Raw genomic sequence first — 21,730 nt, forward strand, 5'->3', positions numbered from 1 at the left:
AGTATTATAGTATGCCAAGTTTAGGGAGGCAGATGCCTTGAAGGTAAAAGTTCAGTATGTTAGCTTGGTGAAGACCTTCACTAAGGAAAGTCAAGACGAGTTTGAAGTAGAAGAAGGTACACTGCTGGGAAGTGTACTTGACAGAGTCGCAGACAAATACGGCAAACCCTTCACCCAAGAAGTCTACGAGCAAGGACAAAAAGAAATGAAATCAACCTTCGTCGCCATGGTAAACGGCTTACTAATGAACCAACTCAACGGCGTAGACACCCAACTAAAAAACGGCGACACCATAACCCTAATGTCCCTCATGACAGGCGGGTAAACCCAAACCAAAAAACACAGACACTACTTTGAACACCCAAGCCAATTTTTCCTCACACACCAACTATTAGTAGCATATTAGGCTCCAAATTTTAATTCTATGCAGAAACCATAGGGGGAGGGGGTCTACTTTTTAGTGGTAAGTAATAAACAAAAGAAGAGAGGGACGCTTGTTGCGTCTTGTTTTGCGTGTTAAATTTGGGGTTATTTGCTTGTGGCGTTGGCGGTTTGGAATAGGCTTTTGACTGCTTTTTGCCGTGATTTTTGTGCTAGTTGCTCTGCGGTGACAAATGAGAGGGCTTCTTCGGGGCACCATTTGACGCATTGGGGTTCTCCGTCGGGGTTGTCGGTGCAGTTGTTGCAGGTGAAGACTACGCGTTTTTCGGGGTGCATGTTCATGGCTCCAAATGGGCACGCAGCAATGCACCAGCCACATCCGTTGCAGGCTTCTTCGTCCACGCGCATGATGCCTGTGTCTTCTTCTTGGGTCAGGGCGTCGCGGGGACAGGCGGCAAGGCAGGGAGGGTCTTCGCAGTGGCGACAGGCAATAGCTAAGTTAGAGAGCGGACCAATGCGCATAGCACGGATTCGAGATTTGCTGGGGTTAAATGTGTTATCGTTTACCATGGAGCAGGCGTATTCGCAAACCACGCAGCCGATGCATTTTTCAGGGTCGGCGGTTACGAATTTGCGGTCTTGATGGCGTACCATGTTTAGGCGCCTCCTGCGGCTGCTTTTGCGGTTTGAGGCGCTTTGGCTTTATCATTATCTTTGGCTTTGGCTTTTGCTTTGGAGGCTTTGACGCGTTCCTTGGCTTCCTCGGCGATGTAGGCGTACTCGTCCAAACCGACTTCCTTGATTTTCTCCAAAGTTGGGATACCATCCTGAGTCCAGTTACGGGCTTCATAGTAGTCGCTTAAGCCAACTTGGAGTTCTTCCTCACTAACGCAAACGCCCTTCGCGGGACCTTCATCGGGAACGGGGACGTTTTGGATTTTCCATGGAAGGTGGTCGTATTCGCGGGTGCCTTTGCCTTCGCGCAGGTTAAAGAGCCTCGCGAGAACTTCGATGCGTTCTCCGTCCATCATCATTTCTTCTTCAGTGATGGGGATGCCTGTGGCTAAGGTGTAATAGTTCACTAGGTCAGTCCAGCCGTCGTAGTAGGTGCCTCTGCTGAATTTGCAGACGATAAGCGAGTCAATGATGTTGTACATTTTGCTTTCAGTGGCGATTATTTTGCCGCGTCCAGGTTCAATTTTGAAGCGGTTTACTTTGCCTTTGACGTCGGGGGAGTAGGCTCCGTTTCTTAGGTGGCAGGCGCCTCGGAAGGAAACGCTAAAACCAAGCGCTGCAGTCTTCAAAGTCCGCAGGTCGTAGCCTGGAAGCTCCAAGCCTTTGATGTGGCAGGCGTACTTGTAGGCGTCGCCGCCGATGATTTCAGCTGCCATTTTGGTTCCTTCTGCAAGGGCACTTCCAAGCCAGCCTTCGCGTTTGCCGATTTTATGGATAATCTGGATCATAGCTTCAGCGTTACCAAAACGCAGGTCAATGCCGTCAGTTTGTTCTTTGGTGATGACACCGTGTTCGTAGCAGTCCATGGCGAAAGCGACGACGACTCCAATTGATATGCCGTCCATGCCGTACTCGTTGACGATGCGCATAGCTTCAACTACTGCGTCCAAGCGGTCAATGCCACACAAAGGACCCATGCTCCAAAGGCACTCAAACTCCAAACGTGAAGTCGAGCCCTTGTAGGGACCTTCGGGAACAACGGCGATGTGGTCGCAACGCATTCCACAAGTTGCGCAGCCCACAATCTTCTTGACATAGTGCTCGTTGAGGTATTCGCCGCTGACTTTTTGGGCGCCTTCAAAAGTTGCGTTAGTCCAGTTTCTTGTAGCAAGAGCAGCCAAAGAGTTCAAAACCAAAACGTTTTCGGGAGTTCCAAGAGTCTTGTATTTCTTGGTTGCGGGACCTTGCATGCGTTCGTGAATAAGCTTGACGAATTCGCGGAAGCCTTTCATGTCGGCTACGTTGACGTCTTTGGTTCCGCGGACAGCCACTGCCTTGAGGTTTTTGCTGCCCATGACACCGCCCATACCAGAGCGGCCGATAGCGCGGAATTCATCGTTCATGATGGCTGCGAACCTGCAAAGTTTCTCGCCTGCTTCGCCGATGGCAGAGACGCGGATGTAAAAGTCGTTTTGTTCTTCGCGAATGGCGTGGTCGGTTTCGCCGACGGTAAAGTTTCTCATGTGTTCTGCGGGGACGATTTCAACTTTGTCGTCGTCAATCCACAAGTAGCAGAGTTTGGGGGATTTTCCCGTGATTATGATGGCGTCATAACCCGCTCGTTTGAAGTCAGGTCCAAAAAATCCGTGGGCTTCAGCGTTTCCGATGCCGCCAGTAGCAGGGGATTTGGAAACAACCGCGTAGCTGTTGCCACCTGTTGGACCCATAGTGCCAGATAGGGGTCCTGTCATGTAAATCAGAGGGTTGTCAGGGTCGTAAGCGTCTGTCATGGGTTTGGAGTTGTCCATGAGGAGTTTGATACCAAGACCTATACCGCCTATGTAGTCTTTTGCAAGCTTTTCAGATAGGGGCTCAGTTGAGATTTCCCCTGTGGTTAAGTTAACACGCAGTATTTTACCAGCGTAAGCATACATGTTTTTCTTATCCTCCACACGCACTGGTTGATTATAGGAAGAAAAACGGGATATAAACCTAATGGATGGACAACGAAAAAAATCATGTAAAAATTGCAATTCAAACAATAAAGAATCGACAGGTTTTAGCATGCATATCGAAGGTGTTTTTGCTTTTAATTCCAAAACACAATGCAGAAAAGCTTTTTGGACTGATGCATTTAAGTCTTGTTTAATGGAAAAAGCCCACTTTTCAAGCATCGTTCATGGCTTTATCCACACAAAAACAACCAAAACAAAGGGGGCTTGCGCGCGCAAAACCGCCCAAACAGCAAAAACCAAGGGTTAAGGCAGCACGTTTAGCAGGATTTTGGCAAGCTGCGAAGCACAAGCCTCAACCTCAGGAGTCAAACCCTCTCCGAAATCTGTGTCTTTAGGCTGCATCAAAAGCAAGGACAGCTTTCCGCCTGTGAGCTGGGTTATGTATTCGCAAAACATCCGCAAAGGCAACATGTGCGTTGATATGGCAGGAAATGAAGTGACTTTTTCAGAATCAAAAAGCTGCGCCTCTCCAGGTTCTAATTGCAACAACGCAGCATCCACCAAAAGCACATGCGAAGGCTTTAGAGCAATTATTTCATCCATGAAACTTTCTGGAACGGTTTCGCATTCAATCAAATGAACCTTAGACGAAACCTTGCCTTCAAGGTCTTTGACTATTTTTACGCCCAAAAAATCATCACGGCGGATTTCGTTGCCTATACCTGCAACTACAACAAAAGAGGCATCTTTAAACCAATCTTTTAGTTGCGTTTCAATTTCCGCGTGTTTCAAAGCAAAATACACCACAAAAAGAAAAGAAACAAAGAAGAAAAGAGGTTGGGTTTAGCGTTGCAGCGTTTGGATGCGTTGCTTGTTGCTGTCGAAGACCTCAACGGTCATTGGCATTTTGCCGACTGCAAAGTGTGTTGCACAGCCAAAGCAGGGGTCGTATGCTCTGAAAGCCATTTCGACTTGGTTGAGTATGCCTTGGTCGACTTTGCCGTTGTGGATTAAGCCTTTGGCGGCGTCGCGGATGCTCATGCATATGGCGGGGTAATTGTTGGTTGTGGCAACTATCATGTTAACGTCTTTGACTAGGGCGTCTTTGTCAAGGGTGTAGTGGTGGATGAGGGTTCCACGTGCTGCTTCGACGATTCCGATGCCTTCGCCTGGTTCGCCTGGTTTGTTGCGTATGTTAGTGTCTGTGATTTCGGGGTCTTTGGCTAGCTCAACTGCACGTTCTGAGGCGTTTAGCAATTCAATGAGGCGTGCCCAGTGGAATGCTAAGGTGCCGTGGACGGGTCTGCCAAGGGTCTTGTACATGACTTCGTATTCTGCCTGTGCAAGAGGCGTAGACATGCCGTCAGCAGCGTTCAATCTGCCTAGGGGACCAACACGGTAAATGCCGTTGTCAGAACCAGCGTTAAGGCCGTTCCAGCCCAGTTTTTTGAGGTAGGGGAATTTGCTGTAAGTCCACTCTTCAACGTGTTCGCCCACGTGGGTGAGGTAGTCTTGGGGTGCAAACTTTAGGAATTCGTTGCCTGAGGGGTCAACTACGCGGATTTTGCCGTCGTAAAAGTTGACTTTGTTGTTTTCGTCAACGGTGCCCATGTAGTAAGTTGGCATGGTGTAGGCGTCGCTTTTAATCAGGTCTAGGTATTTGCTGTTGCCCAGTACGAGGTCGTGGAAGATTTTTAGGGAGAACTTGGCGAATTCTACGCTGGAAGCTGCCATCTTTCCGACGTCTTGGCGTTTCTCTTCGCTTAGGGCTTTGGAGATGCCGCCTGGAAGGGCGCATACGGGGTGGGTTGCTTTTCCACCGAAAACCTCGGTGATTTTTTGTCCGTAAGCACGGTGTTTAATGACTTCTTTAGCTACGTCTAAGCCGGCTTTTTCGATGACTCCTAAGATGTTGCGTTTCTCTACGGGGGCATCAGGACCAACGATGAAGTCTGGACCGCCCAAGTAGTAAAAGTGTAGGGTGTGGTCGTAAATGAAGTAGCCGCAGTTCATGAGTTCGCGTAGTTTCTTTGCGGTGGGTGTTGGTTCAACGTTAAAGGCTGCGTCTAGGGCTTTGACGGATGCGAAGTGGTGAGCAACAGGACATACACCACAGATTCTGGTGGTAAGCTGGGGCATGAGTTCGGCGCGCCGTCCGATGCAGAATTTCTCGAAACCGCGCAGTTCGGGGATTTTTAGGTAAGCGTTTTCTACTTCGCCTTGGTCGTTGAGGAATATGGAAACGTTTCCGTGGCCTTCAAGCCGCGTGATTGGGTCGATTAGGATTTCTTTCATTTTTTCATCACCTTTCGTCTAAGGATAGAGGCAGGCAAGTTGTACATGTAGAACGTGCCCACGGGGTCTTTGACTTGGTCTATTAGTTTTTGAACGTCTTCTTCGGTGTACTCTGCGTCTTCGTCTAAGCCAAGAATTGAAGCCAACGCGGTCATCATGCCTGCGCCTACTTCGGGCTGGTTTGGAGCTGCACCGCCGCATCCAGTGCAGGGCATGTCAACTTTGAGACATTGAGCGCCACATCCGCTACGGGTAGCCATACCCAAACAGATGATTCCCTGCTCCATCAAGCAGCGGTCAGGTTCAGGAACTTTCTCATGAACACGGTAGATTTTCTCGATTTTCTTGTTTTCACGTTTACGTGGGCATTCGTCACAGACGGCTTTTGCAGGTGCAAGAACAGAGCCTTTTGGTGGAAGGTTGCCTGTGGCGATGGCGTCAATTGCGTTGCTGATAAGAACGACTGGTGGAGGGCATCCGGGTAGGTAGTAGTCTACGTCGACGGTTTGGGCAAGGGTTTTGACGGTATCATAGAATTCGGGGATTTTCAGGATGCCTTCTTTTACTTTGGTTTCAGTTTTGGGCATGGTTGCGTTTGGGTTGACGTTTGATTTGTCTTTGATGTAGACATGCTCGAAGATTTCGTCGCGGTCGTTAAGGTTTGCTAAGCCGGGTATGGAGCCTTCGTGAGCGCATGAGCCAAAGGCGACTAGGGTCTTTGACTTAGCTCTCAAAACCTTCGCCATGTGTTCTTGCTCTGAGTTTCGAATAGAGCCGTTGAAGAATGTGATGTCGATGTATTTGTCAGGCATGTTTTCTACATCGCTGTATTTCACATCCATGGCTACAGGCCAGAACACGATGTCGGCGAGTTTAACCACATCTAAGATTTTTTCGTTGATGTCTAGCACGGCTATTTCACAGCCGCCGCAACTTGCAGCCCAGTAAAAGGCTATTTTTAGCTTGTTTTGGCTCATTTATTTTGCACCATCATCTATTTGTTTTAATAATTCTAACGGTTTTACTCTGAGTTCTTTGAAGGCGAGTTCTTCAGGCGAGATACCTAAGGCTAACCCAAGCAGTTGTGGATAATGTAGAATAGGAATGCCGTAGGTTTCGTTGAAGGTTTTCTCGATACGCAACTCATTAGTATCGTACATTATGTGGCAAAATGGGCAGATTGTTATTAAAGCTTGTGCGTCTACCATTTTGACGTGGTTTAGTTTGTCGCGTGCGAGTTGCAAGGCGATTTTGTCGCTTACACCTACACTGGGTGCGCCGCAGCATTCAGTTTTATCCATGTAATCAAGGCAGGTGGCGCCTGTTGCTTCGACAAGTTCTTTGAGGGTCTGGGGATCTTCGGGGTCGTCGAATTCAATGTATTCTTTGGGTCGCAAAATGTGGCAGCCGTTGTGTTCGGCAACTTTGAGTGCGGTGAGGGGTTTGGTGACGGCTTTCTTGATGTTGTCTATGCCGATATCTTCTTTGAGTACCTGCATCAGATGCTTCACTGTCACGGTGCCCTTGAACTCCAAGCCTGACTCTTTTAAGTTAGCGTTTATCTGCTCTCTTAGAGCCTTGTCTGCCTTTAAAATCTTGTTAACTTTCTTTAACGTCCCTGCACAGCCGGGGCAGAGCGTTATAACGTTTAAGCCCTGCTGCTCAGCCAAAGCCAAGTTTCTTGCCGCGAGAATAATCATCATTTCGTGGCTCACGGGGTCAAGGGGCAAGCCACAGCAGTTGAATTCAGGCATCTCAACCAGTTCAACGCCCAGTTTTTCAAGCACTTTACGTGCAGAAATCTCGTAAGAGGAAACACGGTAAGGTATGGCGCAACCTAGGAAAATCAGGTACTTGTGAGGGGGTGCAGTTGTGGTGGTGTTTTGGGTGTCTGTGCTCATGGGGTTTCACCTTTCTTTTCGTCTTCTTCTTTGATGTGTTTTATGAAGCCCACGTCTTTGAGGCTTTTGCAGATGCTCTCAGAGTTGCCTTGGGGCAGGGGTGGTAGACCTAAAGAGTCGCGTTTTTTTATGCGTAGGTCGGGGATTTTGTAGGCGTAGCCTGATTCTAAGACGCTGTTGGCTTGGTCTTTGAAGACTGGGGGGACAATGCCTTCTTCAGCAGCAAGATTCCTAAAGACACGGATAACGCTGGCGACTTCCACGCCTTGAGTACAACGGTCAGTGCAGGTAAAACATGCAGCACACAACCACAAAGTATCGCTCTTCAAAACTCGGTCTTTCAAACCCAAAAGTGCCATACGAATCAAAGTTCGCGGCCTGTAAGTGTCACTGTATCGCGCCACAGGACAATCAGAAGTGCATGTTCCACACTGGTAGCACTTCAACAGGTTCTCGGCGCCATGCATCTTGAGAAGTTGATACTTAAATTTCGGATCAAACTCAGATGCCTTTATCGGCTCATTCGCAGTATCCTTAACCGGAGTAGCATTTTCCGTCATTAAACAATAATCCCCTTACTATGATAACTAACCCCTAAAGGGTCTTCAACCCCAAACTTGATAGTTAGGTTTAATAAATTTCGAATCCGCAAAGACGAGTTACAGTTTGGGATTGCACGCGCCACGAGTTTTTCAACCTTGGGCAACATAGGAATGCACCATACGCGCATAAAGACTCAAAAAGTCCATATCACCTACATAAAGGTTGGGTCATGTTTGCCTTTTTCTTTCCATGTTGCCGCAAAAATCACAGAACTAAAGCCCAAGGCAACAAAACCGTTTTTGACAACTCAAGAAGATGTAATTAAAGAAGAAAAAGGGTTCTGTGCGAACCTTGATGCACAAATAGCTGCCAAGCAGAAGATGTTTAAGCTAAGCGGAAGCTAACTCAGTTTCTTTTTTAGGTGTACTGGGCGTTTTTGAGTTGCTGGCATCTTTTGTCGGCGGCGCTGGAGTTGTGGGTGTTTTTGTTTGCTCAGGTGTCTGCGGCGTTTTTGCGTCTGGGGTTTGCTGTTGGGTTTTGGGTTTGAGGCATTGCATATCAGAAGCATCTTCTTTTTTGAGGTCTAAAACGCCTTTTACGGTGCCATCGCCCAAGTATTCTATGTCAAAACCCATTTTTTGGGTTAGGCTCAGGGCACGGTAGTTGTCGGGTAGCATGATGGCGTAGACGTTCTCGACTCCTTTTTCTTTGGCTATGTCCAAGACGTAATCGACCATTTTTGTTCCTAAGCCGTAGTTTTGCCATTTGTCTCCGACAACAAACGCCATTTCTCCGCTTTTGCCGTCGGGTTCAATGCTAAGCCTGCTAACGCCAAGGAGGTTGCGGCGTCCGCCTTCAAGCATTTCAGCGACTATGGCGATTTCGCGGTCGTAGTCAATGTTGCAGTAGCGTACACGGACTTCATGGGGGGTGTCTCTGAGCAGTTGGAAGAAACGGTAACGTATGGATTCCTCGCTAAAACTCTGGAACATATCCAGCCACATAGGTTCATCTTCAGGCTTTATCGGACGCAAAAGCACGTCCTGACCGTTTTTTAGGGTCCAGAGGATTTCATGTTTTTTTGGGTAAGGGCTTATGACGATGTGTTCGTGGGGTTCAAATTTTTTACAGACACTTTTTTTGTCGATAACTATGCGCGCATCAAGGATGGAGGCGTCTTTCTCGTTTACCAGTAGCGGGTTGATGTCGATTTCTTTTATCTGCGGGAAATCCACCAGAAGCTGCGAGAATAACAGGATGGTTTCTTCGAGTTTTTTGGTGTTTGCTGGAGGCGAGTTACGGTAACCTTTGAGGAGCTTGTAGACCTTGGTTTCCTCCATCATCCGCCGAATAAGCGTAGTGTTCAAAGGTGGAAGCCCAATCGAGTAATCCTTGAACAGTTCCACGCCAACACCACCCATGCCAAACAGGATAACGGGTCCAAAAATGGGGTCAGTTTTCCCGCCGATGATAACTTCGTAGCCTTTCTTTTGCACCATAGGCTGCACAGTAACCCCGATTATCTGCGCCTCAGGATTATACGCAGTCGCACGTTGTATCAACGTATCAAACGCTTCGCGCACCTCAGCGTCACTGTGCACGTTAAGGATTACTCCGCCTGCATCGCTTTTGTGGACAATTTGAGGCGAAAGAATCTTTAGAACCACAGGGTAGCCCATTTGCCGCGAATACATTATGGCTTCGTCGACGTTGTTTGCTACGGCGGTTTTGACGACGGGGAAGTTGTAGTATTTGAGGATGCGTTTGGCTTCGTCTTCGGTTAGGACTTCGCGGTCTTCGGAGGCGGCGTTTCTTAGGATAACCATGATGGGGCGTTTGGGTGGGGAGGCATCTAGGGAGAGTTCTTCGGGGGTTTCGTAGATGAGCTCGACGTTGCGTTGGTATTGATGCATGTACATGTAAGCTTTCACAGCTTGCTCAGGCGTAGAGTACGTGGGAATGTTGTTTGCGTTGAAAAGACTGTTAGCATCCTGAACTGCCCCATACCCCATAAAACTAGTCAATATGGTCTTGTTGTGGTATGTTTGGTCACGAACCAAATCCGTAATTTCCTTAGCTATCTGCACGGAGCTTGAAACGGCTTGCTGCGTAAAAATAATCAGTATGCCGTCGATATTCTCGTCTTTAAGGCAAGCATCCAACGCGGCTTTGTAACGGTCAGACCCCGCATCCCCCAAAACATCAATGGGGTTACCGTGGCTCCAAAACGGCGGCAACACAGCATCCAATGTATCCAAAGTTTTCTGGCTAAGCTTTGCAAGTTTTCCGCCTTTTGCAATCAAAGCATCAGTAGTCATAACTCCTGGTCCGCCCGCGTTAGTGATAATAGCCAATCGGGGACCTTTAGGCAAGGGCTGCGTACCTAAAACTTCGGCGGCGTTAAACAAGTCAGCAATCTCCTCCACACGCACAACACCTGCACGTTTGAAAGCAGCGTCATAAATGCTGTCCTCACCCGAGAGCGAGCCAGTATGGGATGCGGCAGCTTTGGCACTCTCACTAAACCGTCCAGATTTAACCACAATGATGGGTTTGGTTCGGGCAAAGTGACGCGCGGCGCTCATAAACTTGCGAGCTTCCGTTATGCCTTCCACATACATGAGAATACTCTTAGTTTTCGGGTCGGTGCCAAAATAGTCAATAAGGTCACCAAAATCCACGTCAATCATGGAACCCACAGAAACAAAATTACTAAATCCGATGTTTTCGTGAATAGCCCAATCCAAAATCGCAGAGCCCAACGCGCCGCTTTGGCTAATAAACGCGACATTACCCGACTTTGGGACTTTGTCCACAAACGTTGCGTTGAGGTTTACGCGGGGACGAATGACTCCGATGCAGTTGGGTCCGACAATACGTATGCCGTATTGGCTGGCGATTTCAAGAATCCGCTGCTCTAGGGCTTTGCCTTCAGGACCAGTTTCCTTAAACCCTGCAGAGACAATTATGGCACCTTTTACGCCTGCTTTTCCGCATTCTTCAATCACGTCGGGGACGGTTTTGGCGGGCGTGGCGATCATGGCAAGGTCTACGGCTTCAGGAAGAGCCTGCACTGACGGGTACGTTTTCACTCCGAGGATTTCGGGTTTGCGTATGTTAACAAAGTAAACTTTGCCGCCGTAGCCTAGGCGGGTGAAGTTTTTGACTATGGCGTAGCCGACTGAGCCTTCGGTGTCGCTTGCACCGATAATGGCTACGCTTTGGGGATTGAAAATCTTGTCAAGGTTTAGTGTTGCCATCTTAAGGCACCTGCTAGATTAGCGACGCGAAGAAGGAGAATTAAAGCTTATGCATCCGCACTCAAACTCTCATCAAGCAAATACGAGAATTCGCAAACCAAACGTGCGAATCAAACAACAAAAAAGGGCACAAAAAGAAATGCGTTGAGCAGAGCAGTTTTGTTAGGTTTTTTCGTTCCATTTGGACCATTTGGGCGCTAACGAGAGGTCTTCGGGCTCTAAGATGTAGCCGTTGTCAGTTTTTGAAGATTTGAAGCTGGGCATGTGGATAACTTTGGTGAAAAACGGTGCATCTAGCATCATGGTGTGGTATTCGCCGTTTTCGCCGCAAAGGTCTAACCCGTTTTTGTCGTGGAGTTCTTGCATTTGTTTTACGCGTTCTTCGTCGATGGTTTTGCCTAGCCAGTCGGGGGTTAGCCAAGGTTCTTTGACGCAGGTAAACACTGCTTTGAAGCCGCTGCCTACCAAGTCGTCGATTATGCTTTTGCGGTCTTGCTCCCACAAAGGCTTGATAACTTCAACACCCGTGCCCTTGCAGACATCATCTATCCAGTTACCATGAAACTCATCCACATACGAGATATCACCTGTCACCACGCCTTCTATGCCGTACTCGTTTTTTAGTTCAAGTATGGATTCGCGGTAGGATTCTGGGTATGGGGGTTTTAGTCTGTCCCAGAGGAAGGGTGTTTTGACGGCGTCAGATTGAAGTTTGAGTAAAGATAAGGGATGTGAGAGGGAGGGTTTTTGCCAGATGAATGTGGCCATGAGAGCTATGTCGTGGTCTTTTTGGGCTTTGTGGCAGGCTAGGGCGGAGTCTTTGCCGCCTGTCCATAGGACTGCAACTTTCATGCTTGTTCACCATGTTTCTCCATTTTTACATTTTTTGCCTGAATTACCAGTCAAATGTAACAGCAAACTAAATCTTTGTAGCCATATATATACCTTGCCAAACCTAAAACAAACATTTGTTCAACAAGCACTTTACTGTTTAAACGCAGACAAATGCATCAAACACCAAGCAACCACACAAAACCACAGGGATATTCTTAATTACATCCTGATAGTATCATGTTTGCTTTGAGGAATCATCATGGTACAAATGGACTTTGGTGGCGTAAAAGAAAACGTCATTACAAGAGAAGAGTTCACTGTAGAGCAAGCCCAGAAAGTGTTAGAGAAAGAAGTTGTTGCAACTCTGGGCTACGGTATTCAGGGACGCGCTCAAGCCCTTAACATGCGAGATAACGGAATCAAAGTTATAGTCGGACAAAGAGAAAACTCTCAAACATACAAGCAAGCCCTAAAAGACGGCTGGGTTCCAGGCGAAAACCTGTTCCCCATGGAAGAAGCCGCCAAACGCGCAACCATCAAAATGTACCTGCTCACCGACGCAGGACAAAAAGACATGTGGCCAAAAATCAAAGACACCTTCAAAGAAGGAGACGCTCTATACTGCTCCCACGGCTTTAGCATAGTCTACGGAGACGTAACAGGCGTCGTACCCCCAAAGAACATTGACGTCATTTTGGTTGCACCCAAAGGCTCAGGCACCTCTGTAAGACGCAACTTCGTAGCAGGCAGCGGCATAAACAGCAGCTTCGCAGTCTACCAAAACGCCACAGGCAAAGCAGAGGAACGCGTAAAAGCCATGGGCATAGCAATCGGCTCAGGCTACCTGTTCCCAACCACGTTTGAGAAAGAAACGTACAGCGACCTCACAGGCGAACGCGGAGTACTCATGGGCGCTTTGGCAGGCATCATGGAAGCGCAGTACAACACTTTGCGCGAACACGGTCACAGCCCAAGCGAAGCCTTCAACGAAACCGTCGAAGAACTCACCCAGAGCCTCATCCGCTTAGTCGACGAAAACGGCATGGACTGGATGTACAACAACTGCAGCGAAACCGCAAGAATCGGCGCCCTTCGATGGAGAAACCGCTTCCGCGACGGAACCAAACCCCTCTTCGAATCACTCTACGAACTCGTCTGCTCAGGAGAAGAACCCCGCATAGTCATCGAAAAAAGCGCACAACCAGACTACAAAAACAAACTCGCCCAAGAACTCCAAGAAATGGGCAACTCCGAACTCTGGCGCACAGGCAAAACCGTCCGCTCCCTACGACCCAAACAATAACCCCACCCTTCTTCTTTATTTTTAATTCTTTTTTGCTTGTTTTCTAAAAACCGCAACTATCCCAAACGCGGCTACAACAGCCACAATCAAAACCAAGCCATACACAAATTCAGGAACCAAACCAGACTGCGGAATAGGCGAAGTCTGCACCGTATCTGAGGGCAAAGGCGTTGGGCTGGGCGTTGCCAAGGACACAGGCGTTGGTGTGGGTTGTGGTTTGGCGGGAATATATTGCTGGTTTATGGTGGGATACAAACCGGGTATTGCGGCGTATGCGAAGGGTCTGCCGCCTGTGGCGTAGAGGGTTTGGTTGATGTTTACTAGGGAGATTTTGACGTAGTTTGGTGTGGGGATGGATGAGCCGTTGGTCCAGGTGTCTGTTTGGGGGTTGTAGATTTGGGTTGTGGCGTTGCTGTCTGCACTAAAGTATGTGTTGGGGATACCTAGCACGTAAAGCTGCGAATTATTTGTGTTGTCGTTGATTACAGCTGCGGTGGCGTCTCCTGCGGGAACTGGAAGCGGCTTGCCTTCTATCCATGTGTCATCGGCAGGGTTGTAAACCTGCACTATGCTGCTTGCGCTTCCGCCTGCTCCGCCATGTCCGCCGCCTATGACATAAATTTTGTTGTTGAGTACTGCGCAGGCATAGTTAGATGCGGCTGTGGGCATGAAGGCTATGGGTTGCCAGGTGTCATCGGCAGGGTTGTAGACGTATGCAGCTGCGGAGGTTTTGCCGTTGTAGGTTTGCCCGCCGAAAACGTAGATTTTGCCATCCACCACTGCGGCTTGCATGTCGGAGCGTGGGTAGGGCAGGGAGGCTGTGGTTTCCCAGCTGTCAGCGGCGATGTCGTACACTTGGGTTGTGCCCGTTAACGCCGAGGTCACGATGCGTTCAGTTTCCAGATGCACCCAGCCACCTATGACATAGATTTTGTTTTGGTAGGCTGCTAAGGCGAATTGACTTTGGTTGTGAGGCATAGGCGTTTTGGGAGCCCACGTGTCATTGTTGGGGTCATAGGCGTAGTTGAAGCTGCTGTAGTTGTAACCTAAAGCATAGATTTGGTCGTTCACCGCGACTGCGGAAACATCTTTGACGTACAGGGGCAAGGGAGTTTTGGAAACCCATGAACCGTCCAGAGCCGCCGAGACGGGCAACCCAGCAGCAACAAGGCAAGAAGCCGCCAAAACAAAAGCCGCCAAAACAACAACTCTACCCATGAGGTCCACCAAACAAAACATCCACCGCAGAGCTATAGCTCTACCTGAGGAACATTTTGTTCCCACACAAGAACACCCCGCAACAACACTGCAGCTTTTGGCAGCAACTATCAAAGCCGCGTACACGCCAAGATTTAGGGTTTTTACATATTCAGGCTCTATAAAATTTATTAACGCAAAACTCGTAGAACATTTTGGTTTGCATGTTGCCAACTAAGCATACGGTTTTGTTGCAGGCAGCTAACGTCTGCGCTTTTGCTGCCACCTTAATTGTCAATGGTTTAGCCAGCGCCGCAGTCATCGGAGGAATAAGCACCGCAACAGTTTCAGACCAAAACCCCACATTAATAACGCCTGCAGGTTACGTATTTTCCATCTGGGGCATTATTTACACGTTGCTGGCGGTTTTCGCGGCGTATCAGGTGCTCCCTCGGCAGCGTGAAAAACCGTTTTTGCACAAAATCTCATGGCTCTTTGTCCTAAGCAGCATATGCAACATCATATGGATTTTCCTGTGGCAATACAACTACATCGCCTTATCTACAGTGCCCATGTTCGCTTTGCTCGCCACTTTAGCGGCAATTTACCTGCGGCTAAACACTGTCAAACCCGCGCCAAGCATGAAAGAGAGGTTGTTTGTGCGGTTGCCGTTTAGCGTTTATGTGGGGTGGATAACGGTTGCGTCAGCTGCAAACGTTGCTGTAACACTTTATGACCAAGGTATAGTAGGCTGGACATCTGCGGATGCGCCCTTGGCAATTATAGCCGTCGCCGTAGTGCTGGCGGTAACCATGGTGGTCTTGGCAGTCAAAAAAGACGTGGCGTATGCGTTGGTTATAGTCTGGGCTTTGCTGGGCATTGCAGCTAAACAAACCGATGTGCCCGACGTGGTTCTTACCGCGCAGGTTGGTGCAGCAGTTGCAGGCGTTGCCATCGCAGTTACCGTTCTACGGGTCATATGGGAAAAAAGAAGCCGCAAAACCAGTTTTGGGCTTTAGGTTAATGTAAAGGCTTTTAAGCAGATTGTAATCACAAGATTATTGTGGTGATTTTGCATGCCTTCACTGGATAAGAAGAACAAAGCAAAGAAAGCCAAGCACGAAGCAAAAACTGGAAAAACAAAATAGAAAACTCACTTTCCCTGCTTCTCCAAAAACCAAGCCAAACACAGGCAAGGAGAAGCACCTTATTTTTCTTCACCACAACAGGCAACGGTAAATGGCGGGTTTTGGAAACAAAGAGATATTTGTTTTCGTACCAATGCAGTAGGCAGCAAAGAATGAGGCGTGTGGTTTGCAAGGTTTAGAGTTGCCTGAGCTTATGCGGGTTTCTGTTGGTTCAGCTATGGTTTTGGGGCTTTTAGAAGGCAAACTGGATGCGAAGCCTACGACAGCGTATCTTATGACGTACAGGGACGGAAAATGTGTAGCTAACTGCGGGTTTTGTCCACAAGCAAAAAGCAGCCAATGCAACACGGAGTTGCTCTCCAGAGTCACATGGCCAGCTTTCCCAGCAAAAACGGTTCTACAAAAAATCTGCACGCGCGTTCAAACCAAAAAAACCATCAAACGCGTATGCATCCAAGCCCTAAACTACCCCGCCGTCTTTGAGGACATAACCGCTTTTGTTAAAGCATTAAAGCAGCAAACGGCGGTGGAGGTTTCGGTTTCTTGCCAACCCAAAACCAAAGAGAATATGCAAAAACTCGCTGATGCGGGCGTGGACAGGATAGGCATAGGAATAGACGCCGCCACAAAAGAAATTTTTGACCAAGTTAAAGGGGCGCATGTGGGGGGGCCTTACAGTTGGGCAGACCAGTTTAGGCAGCTTGGGTTGGCGTTGGAGGTTTTTGGAAAAGGTAACGTTAGCACCCACATTATTGTTGGACTTGGAGAAACTGAGAAGGAAGCTGTGGAGTTTGTTGGGGAACTTGTGGGGTTGGGGGTTTTGCCTGCGCTTTTCGCGTTCACGCCCGTTCGGGGAACCGCCTTGGGAAATCAGCCGCAGCCCAAACTGGAATCATATCGGCGGGTGCAGCTTGCCAGGTACCTCATCGTCAACGGGTTAGCCCAAACTGGGCAGATGCGGTTTAACGTCCAGGGCGAAATAGAAGATTTTGGAGTAGACAAAACCACACTTTTGGAGATAATCGAAACGGGCAAGCCCTTCCATACTTCAGGGTGCCCCAACTGTAACCGACCTTTCTACAACGAAAAACCAAGCGGACCATTCTACAACTACCCCCGACGCCTAAGCAGCCAAGAAACCGCAGCCATAAAAGCGCAGCTAAGCCTCTAAAGAGATCACTAAACAAAGAAAGAGTTGCCCAAAGAAAAAGGAGCTATTTTTTTGCGCCTGGGAGGGGGAGTTTGGGTTTTTGCCGTGTTACCTGCTCAACGAGCCTCCAGAACTCGGGCATAACTAAGCCTTTTTGGAGGTCTTTGAGGAGTTTTTTGACTTGGTAGAAGGTCATTTGGGCTTCGCCTTTGTCTAGGCTTTCTTGGGGACCTTTGACGTGGCGTAGGATTTCGTCGATTTGCCGGGGCGAGGCGCGTATGCCTGCTTTTTCTAGGAGTCCTTGGAGTAGGGTTTGTCCTGTGTTTCTGCCAACAAACAGCGACGTGGTGCGTCCGACGATTTCGGGGGGGAAGGGTTCGAACATGAGTGGGTGTGCGAGCATGCCTTCTACGTGTTCGTCTACTTCGTGTGAGAAGGTGTTGTCTCCGACTATGGGTTTGTGGAACTGTATGGGCAGCGCAAAAGATTTTTCTGAGAGTTGGGCGATGCGGTAGACGCGTTCCATGTCTACGCCTGTGTCGATGTTGTAGAGGAGTTCAAGGGCGGTGACGACTTCTTCAAAGGGCGCTAAGCCTGCGCGTTCGCCAAAACCCAGCATGCTAGTGTGCAGGTAAGTTGCGCCTTCTTCTACGGCGGCTAACGTGTTGGCGGTGGCTAATCCAAAGTCGTTATGGCAGTGAACGCCCAAATACGCTTTTTCTTTAACTTCAGCAGAGAGACCGTCGCGTATGTGCGAGAATAGGTATCGCATGGAGAGGGGACGCATGAAGCCTGTGGTGTCGGCTATGGTTATGGTGGAGGCGCCTGCGGCTACGGCGGCTTCAAAGACAGCTATGATGTCGTCTAGTGGGGTGCGGCTGCCGTCGGAGAGGACAAAGTGTACGGTTAGGTTGCGGTCGCGGGCGTACGTAATGCTGTCGACGATGCGTTTTAGGGCTTGTTCTTTGGTTATTTTTAGTCTGAACTGTAGGTTTAAGCCGTTTATTGGGGATTCTAGGTTGATTTCTCGCATGCCAGCTTCTAAACAGGCGTCTACGCTTTCTTTGCTGGCAGTTGATGAAGCGGTTAACTTGGCGGTGGTGAAGCTTTCGTTTACGATACGGTGAACGTTATCTTTTTCATTTTCAGATAGCCCAGGGAAGCCTGCGTTGATTATGGATAATCCTGTTTCATCCATCATCTTGGCAAGTTTGAGCTTCTCCACGTATGTTAAAAAGACCGTTGGCGCCTTTATGCCCTCGCGGAAACTCTCATCTACCATGTAGACACGGTCAGGAAGTTTCGGAGGCAGATTCTTGCGAAGGCGATTGTAATTAGCAATCAAGCCTTGGGCCTCTAACTTTTTGAATATGCTCTTCCTCATCTAATGGCACAGTCCAATAAAGCTGCAGATTACTCTTTGTTTAATTTGAGAGCGCTTATATAAAAATTGCACAGGAAAACAATACCAGCATTCTGAAGGCAGCATACAGCGATTCATAAGCGACCAACGGATGCTTTAATGTATATAAAGGATGAGCCTAGTTTTCACAGAACAACAGGCGGTTGCAGGTAGGGAAAAACGTGAAAACTTGGCGTTTACTGGACCTTGAAACTCATGATGCATTCATGAACATGGCAATTGACGAAGCCATTTTGATTTCGCGAACAAAGGGGGAGGTTCCTAATACGTTGCGGTTTTACCGTTGGAAGCCTTCAACAGTTTCTATTGGCAGATTCCAGAAAGTAGAAAATGAAGTCAACGTAGAGAACCTAAAAGAGTTGGGGGTGGACGTGGTTAGGCGAATCAGCGGTGGAGGCACTGTTTACCACGACGAAACCGACGAAGTAACCTACAGCGTAACCGCGAACCCCGAAGACATGGGCGCATCTGACATAACCGAAGTTTACTCAAGAATCTACGCAGCCATAACCGAATCCCTACGAATGCTAGGCATCACAGCAGATTACAACCCCGGAGACAAAAAGAACTGCCCCAACCTTATGGTTCAAGGCAAAAAAATCTCAGGCAGCGCCCAAGCAAACAAAGGCACCGTAGTTTTGCAGCACGGCACCTTACTTTTGGGCATTGATTTGCCGCGTATGTTCACGTTGCTTAGGGTTCCATGGGCGAACTCTTGCATGCAGGTCGTGGATGTGGCAAAAAGAAAAATCACCAGCGTCGAACTCGAACTGGGACACAGAATCACGTACGACACCGCAGTTAGCGCCCTTATGCACGGCTTCAAAGTCGTCTTCAACATCTCACTCAAACAAGGCGAACTAACCACACAAGAGAAACAGCTCGCACAAAAACTCTACAAAGAAAAATATCAAACAAAAGAATGGAACTATGACGCAAAAGCGCCCTCGATTTAGGTTTTTTCGCGTTTCCACCGTATACCCTGCGCAGTATCTTCGATGGTTATGCCTAGGTCTTTGAGTTTGTCTCGTAGGGCGTCGGCGGTTTTCCAGTCTTTGGCTTTGCGGGCTTCTTCACGCCGGCGGATTAGCTCTTCAACTTCCGCGGGCAGGGCTTCTTCTTTGGCGGGCTTGGGGATTACGCCCAGTACGCTGTCAAAGTCGGAAAGTGTGTCTTGGATTTTTTGGGCGTCCTCTTTGTTTAGGGCGTTGGCGTCGAGCAGGTTGTTTACGTCGCGCACGAAATCAAACAGGGCAGCTAATGCGATGCTGATGTTGAGGTCATCGTTTAGGGCGTTGCTAAATTCTGTTTGCACCTTCGCGATGAGTTCTGCAGTTTGAGGGTTTGCGGTGCCGTTTGCATCTTGGAGGCGGCGTTGCAAGTTGGCGAGGCGTTCGATGGCGCCTTTGGCTGCGTCTAAGCCTTCAAAGGTGAAGTTGAATTGCTGTCGGTAATGCGTGCTCAAGAGCAAGTAGCGAAGAGCTATGGGGTCGATGTTTTTTTGGAGGAGGTCGCGTAGGGTGTAGTAGTTGCCGTAGCTTTTGGACATTTTTTTGCCCTCCACAAGCAGGTGGTCGTTGTGCATCCAGTAATGAACGAAGGGTTTGCCTGTGGCGGCTTCGCTTTGGGCGATTTCGTTTTCGTGATGCGGGAACATGTTGTCGATGCCTCCGCAGTGAATATCAAAGGTTTCGCCTAGGTACTTCATGCTCATGGCGCTGCATTCAAGATGCCATCCTGGTCTGCCTTTGCCGATTTCGGTTTCCCAGCAGACATCGCCGTCTTGGGGGGTGTAGGCTTTCCACAACGCGAAGTCTTGGGCTTCTTCTTTGGCGTATTCATCTTGTTTGACGCGCGCGCCAGTTTTGAGTTCAGCTTTTTTTATGTGGCTAAGTTTGCCGTAGCGGGGGAACTTGTTTATGGCAAAATAGATACTGCCGTCTTCGCCGTGGTAGGCAACGCCGTTTTCGAGCAGGATTTTGATGATGTTGACCATTTCGGGTATGTGGTCGGTTGCACGGGGGTAAACGGTGGCGGGTTTGATGTTTAAGGTCTTGATGTCCTCGAAAAACGCGTCTACGTAGAAGTCTGTGTACTGTCTCAGGGGCTTTTGCTGGGCTTGGCTGCCTTTGATGGTTTTGTCGTCTATGTCAGTTATGTTCATGACATGGGTAACTTGGAAGCCCTGATGCTCCAGCCAACGCTTCAGTAAATCTTCAAAGAGAAAAGCACGGAAATTACCGATGTGCGCGTAATCGTAAACGGTAGGTCCACACGTGTAAAGACCAACTTTGCCTGATTCTACAGGAGTGAAAACTTCTTTTTTACGGGTAAGAGTGTTAAATATATGCAAAGAAGAGGACGCAGCTACTGTGGCGTTCATAAATTGTCCCAGTGAACAATACTACCAAAAAACAGATTTAAGCATTCCAGTAAAAAAACACAAAACACCCCACCAAACCCAAAAACAGCAGCAAACCAACACAAACAACAGCAGCAAACCAACACAAACAACAACGCAGAAGTAGACCCCCTCCCCCTATCCTTTCTGCATACAATTAAAATTTGGAACCTAATAGGTTGGTTTGAACTGGTGGGCTTGGCGGTAAAAGAGCAGGAATAAGGCATGGGATAGGGTGTTGTTGGTTGTGTGTTTCAAAAGGTAGGTGTTTGGCGTTTCATAGCGGTTAAGTTGGGCGTGGCTTTGAAAAATGTTTTTGGGGAATGGGGACATGTGTTGCCGCGTCTTTCTTAACGCCTGAACCGCCAAACTGTGCACTTTTGATGGCTTCAGGACACAAGTATTATAGTGGATGGAAGAGCTTATAATAATTTGTGATTACTCAATGCAACAACAAATCATATAAAAGGAACTGTGGTCGAATTTGCGCTGTTTTGCAAGTTTTTTGGTCTTGTTAGCATCATAGTTTGGTAGTACATGGTTTGTGCAGTACTGGCTTGCAGTAAGAAAGCTTATATTTCCTACCTGTTGTACGGTAGTACTGTGAGCGCGTATGGAAAACGAAGTCACAGTCACCCGCAAAGGACAAACAACCATCCCCATCAAACTCCGCGAAAAATACAACATCGAAGAAGGCACCCGCCTCCAAGTCGTCGACACCCAAGAAGGCATACTCCTAAAACCCAAAGCCTCAACGTTGGACCTAGCAGGTTCAGGCGCCAAATACGCATCGCCCGAAGAAATGAAAAAACTGCTTGAGAGACTCAGGGACCTAGATGCCTAAACCCAAAACAGTCTACGACACCCGATTCTTCTTAGAACACTACTACAGCCAAGAAGACACCACGCTGCAAAAAACCCGCCAAGCAATACGACAAGTCAAAGAACGCTTCACCTCCACAATCGTCCTACACGAAATCTACTACCTCACCCTAACCCAAGAAGGCCAAGAAACCGCCGCCTTAAGAGCAAACCTGCTAGAAAAAGACTTCAAAATCATAAAAGTCACCACCGAAATCGCCAAAAACAGCGCCCACCTACGCCACAAATACAAAATGAACCTCCCAGAAAGCATAATCGCAGCAACCGCCCAAACACTCAACGCCACATGCCTCTCCGACGACCCCCACCTCAAAACCATAAACGAAATCCAAACCACATGGATCTAACCAACACGCCCACAACATCGAAGCACCGCAAGGCA

General features: G+C 48.4%; 20 protein-coding genes. 8 read left to right on the forward strand and 12 right to left on the reverse strand.

The window, feature by feature from the left end; translation table 11 throughout:
• Positions 1 to 37: 37 nt before the first annotated feature.
• Complete coding sequence (locus NWF04_05975; protein MCW4006125.1) at positions 38 to 325, forward strand: MoaD/ThiS family protein; 288 nt, start codon at positions 38 to 40, stop codon at positions 323 to 325.
• A 203-nt stretch (positions 326 to 528) separates the two neighbouring features.
• Here the strand turns inward: NWF04_05975 and NWF04_05980 are convergent, their stop codons facing one another.
• The gene (locus NWF04_05980) at positions 529 to 1,035 is read right to left on the reverse strand and encodes a 4Fe-4S dicluster domain-containing protein (GenBank protein ID MCW4006126.1); all 507 of its coding nucleotides are present in this window, start codon (positions 1,033 to 1,035) and stop codon (positions 529 to 531) included.
• 2 nt (positions 1,036 to 1,037) lie between these two features.
• Positions 1,038 to 2,990, reverse strand: coding sequence for an aldehyde ferredoxin oxidoreductase family protein (locus tag NWF04_05985; GenBank protein MCW4006127.1), 1,953 nt, complete (start codon positions 2,988 to 2,990; stop codon positions 1,038 to 1,040).
• 61 nt (positions 2,991 to 3,051) lie between these two features.
• On the opposite strand from NWF04_05985, the gene NWF04_05990 reads away from it, so the two are divergent.
• Complete coding sequence (locus NWF04_05990) at positions 3,052 to 3,318, forward strand: hypothetical protein (protein MCW4006128.1); 267 nt, start codon at positions 3,052 to 3,054, stop codon at positions 3,316 to 3,318.
• On the opposite strand, the gene NWF04_05995 is transcribed toward NWF04_05990, so the two are convergent.
• From NWF04_05995 to NWF04_06025, 7 genes are all read right to left on the reverse strand, one after another.
• Positions 3,315 to 3,803, reverse strand: coding sequence for a hydrogenase 3 maturation endopeptidase HyCI (locus NWF04_05995; GenBank protein MCW4006129.1), 489 nt, complete (start codon positions 3,801 to 3,803; stop codon positions 3,315 to 3,317). The genes NWF04_05990 and NWF04_05995 overlap by 4 nt on opposite strands.
• A 51-nt stretch (positions 3,804 to 3,854) precedes the next feature.
• Positions 3,855 to 5,306: a Ni/Fe hydrogenase subunit alpha gene (locus NWF04_06000; protein ID MCW4006130.1), complete on the reverse strand. Its 1,452-nt coding sequence runs from the start codon at positions 5,304 to 5,306 to the stop codon at positions 3,855 to 3,857.
• Positions 5,303 to 6,283 carry an oxidoreductase gene (locus NWF04_06005; protein ID MCW4006131.1) on the reverse strand — a complete coding sequence of 327 codons (981 nt, stop codon included), beginning with the start codon at positions 6,281 to 6,283 and terminating at the stop codon, positions 5,303 to 5,305. Before NWF04_06005 ends, NWF04_06000 begins: the two co-directional genes overlap by 4 nt.
• Entirely contained in the window at positions 6,284 to 7,207 is a 924-nt protein-coding gene (locus NWF04_06010) for a CoB--CoM heterodisulfide reductase iron-sulfur subunit B family protein (GenBank protein MCW4006132.1), read from the reverse strand.
• The gene (locus NWF04_06015) at positions 7,204 to 7,767 is read right to left on the reverse strand and encodes a 4Fe-4S dicluster domain-containing protein (protein MCW4006133.1); all 564 of its coding nucleotides are present in this window, start codon (positions 7,765 to 7,767) and stop codon (positions 7,204 to 7,206) included. The genes NWF04_06010 and NWF04_06015 overlap by 4 nt, the downstream gene beginning before the upstream one ends.
• Positions 7,768 to 8,139: 372 nt before the next feature.
• Entirely contained in the window at positions 8,140 to 11,010 is a 2,871-nt protein-coding gene (locus NWF04_06020; GenBank protein ID MCW4006134.1) for a bifunctional acetate--CoA ligase family protein/GNAT family N-acetyltransferase, read from the reverse strand.
• Between the two features lie 162 nt (positions 11,011 to 11,172).
• Positions 11,173 to 11,862 carry a diphthine--ammonia ligase gene (locus tag NWF04_06025; GenBank protein ID MCW4006135.1) on the reverse strand — a complete coding sequence of 230 codons (690 nt, stop codon included), beginning with the start codon at positions 11,860 to 11,862 and terminating at the stop codon, positions 11,173 to 11,175.
• Positions 11,863 to 12,103: 241 nt separating this feature from the next.
• Here NWF04_06025 and ilvC point away from each other — a divergent pair, with 241 nt between their 5' ends.
• On the forward strand, positions 12,104 to 13,147 hold the full coding sequence (gene ilvC, locus NWF04_06030; GenBank protein ID MCW4006136.1) for a ketol-acid reductoisomerase: 1,044 nt from the start codon (positions 12,104 to 12,106) through the stop codon (positions 13,145 to 13,147).
• A gap of 21 nt (positions 13,148 to 13,168) precedes the next feature.
• Here ilvC and NWF04_06035 read toward each other — a convergent pair whose 3' ends face one another.
• A complete protein-coding gene (locus NWF04_06035; GenBank protein MCW4006137.1) occupies positions 13,169 to 14,365 on the reverse strand; it encodes a hypothetical protein in 1,197 nt (398 codons plus the stop codon).
• Between the two features lie 206 nt (positions 14,366 to 14,571).
• Here NWF04_06035 and NWF04_06040 point away from each other — a divergent pair, with 206 nt between their 5' ends.
• The gene (locus NWF04_06040; protein MCW4006138.1) at positions 14,572 to 15,363 is read left to right on the forward strand and encodes a tryptophan-rich sensory protein; all 792 of its coding nucleotides are present in this window, start codon (positions 14,572 to 14,574) and stop codon (positions 15,361 to 15,363) included.
• Positions 15,364 to 15,658: 295 nt separating this feature from the next.
• Complete coding sequence (locus NWF04_06045) at positions 15,659 to 16,663, forward strand: radical SAM protein (protein ID MCW4006139.1); 1,005 nt, start codon at positions 15,659 to 15,661, stop codon at positions 16,661 to 16,663.
• A gap of 43 nt (positions 16,664 to 16,706) precedes the next feature.
• Here NWF04_06045 and NWF04_06050 read toward each other — a convergent pair whose 3' ends face one another.
• A complete protein-coding gene (locus NWF04_06050) occupies positions 16,707 to 17,987 on the reverse strand; it encodes a hypothetical protein (GenBank protein ID MCW4006140.1) in 1,281 nt (426 codons plus the stop codon).
• A 239-nt stretch (positions 17,988 to 18,226) separates the two neighbouring features.
• Between NWF04_06050 and NWF04_06055 the strand changes: the two genes are divergently transcribed.
• On the forward strand, positions 18,227 to 19,021 hold the full coding sequence (locus NWF04_06055) for a lipoate--protein ligase family protein (protein MCW4006141.1): 795 nt from the start codon (positions 18,227 to 18,229) through the stop codon (positions 19,019 to 19,021).
• Here NWF04_06055 and cysS read toward each other — a convergent pair.
• On the reverse strand, positions 19,018 to 20,448 hold the full coding sequence (gene cysS / locus NWF04_06060; GenBank protein MCW4006142.1) for a cysteine--tRNA ligase: 1,431 nt from the start codon (positions 20,446 to 20,448) through the stop codon (positions 19,018 to 19,020). The genes NWF04_06055 and cysS overlap by 4 nt on opposite strands.
• A 631-nt stretch (positions 20,449 to 21,079) precedes the next feature.
• On the opposite strand from cysS, the gene NWF04_06065 reads away from it, so the two are divergent.
• Positions 21,080 to 21,310 carry an AbrB/MazE/SpoVT family DNA-binding domain-containing protein gene (locus tag NWF04_06065; protein ID MCW4006143.1) on the forward strand — a complete coding sequence of 77 codons (231 nt, stop codon included), beginning with the start codon at positions 21,080 to 21,082 and terminating at the stop codon, positions 21,308 to 21,310.
• Entirely contained in the window at positions 21,303 to 21,695 is a 393-nt protein-coding gene (locus tag NWF04_06070) for a PIN domain-containing protein (protein ID MCW4006144.1), read from the forward strand. Before NWF04_06065 ends, NWF04_06070 begins: the two co-directional genes overlap by 8 nt.
• Positions 21,696 to 21,730 lie beyond the last annotated feature (35 nt).

Source organism: Candidatus Bathyarchaeota archaeon (genome assembly GCA_026014465.1).
Lineage (GTDB): Archaea > Thermoproteota > Bathyarchaeia > Bathyarchaeales > Bathycorpusculaceae > JADGNF01.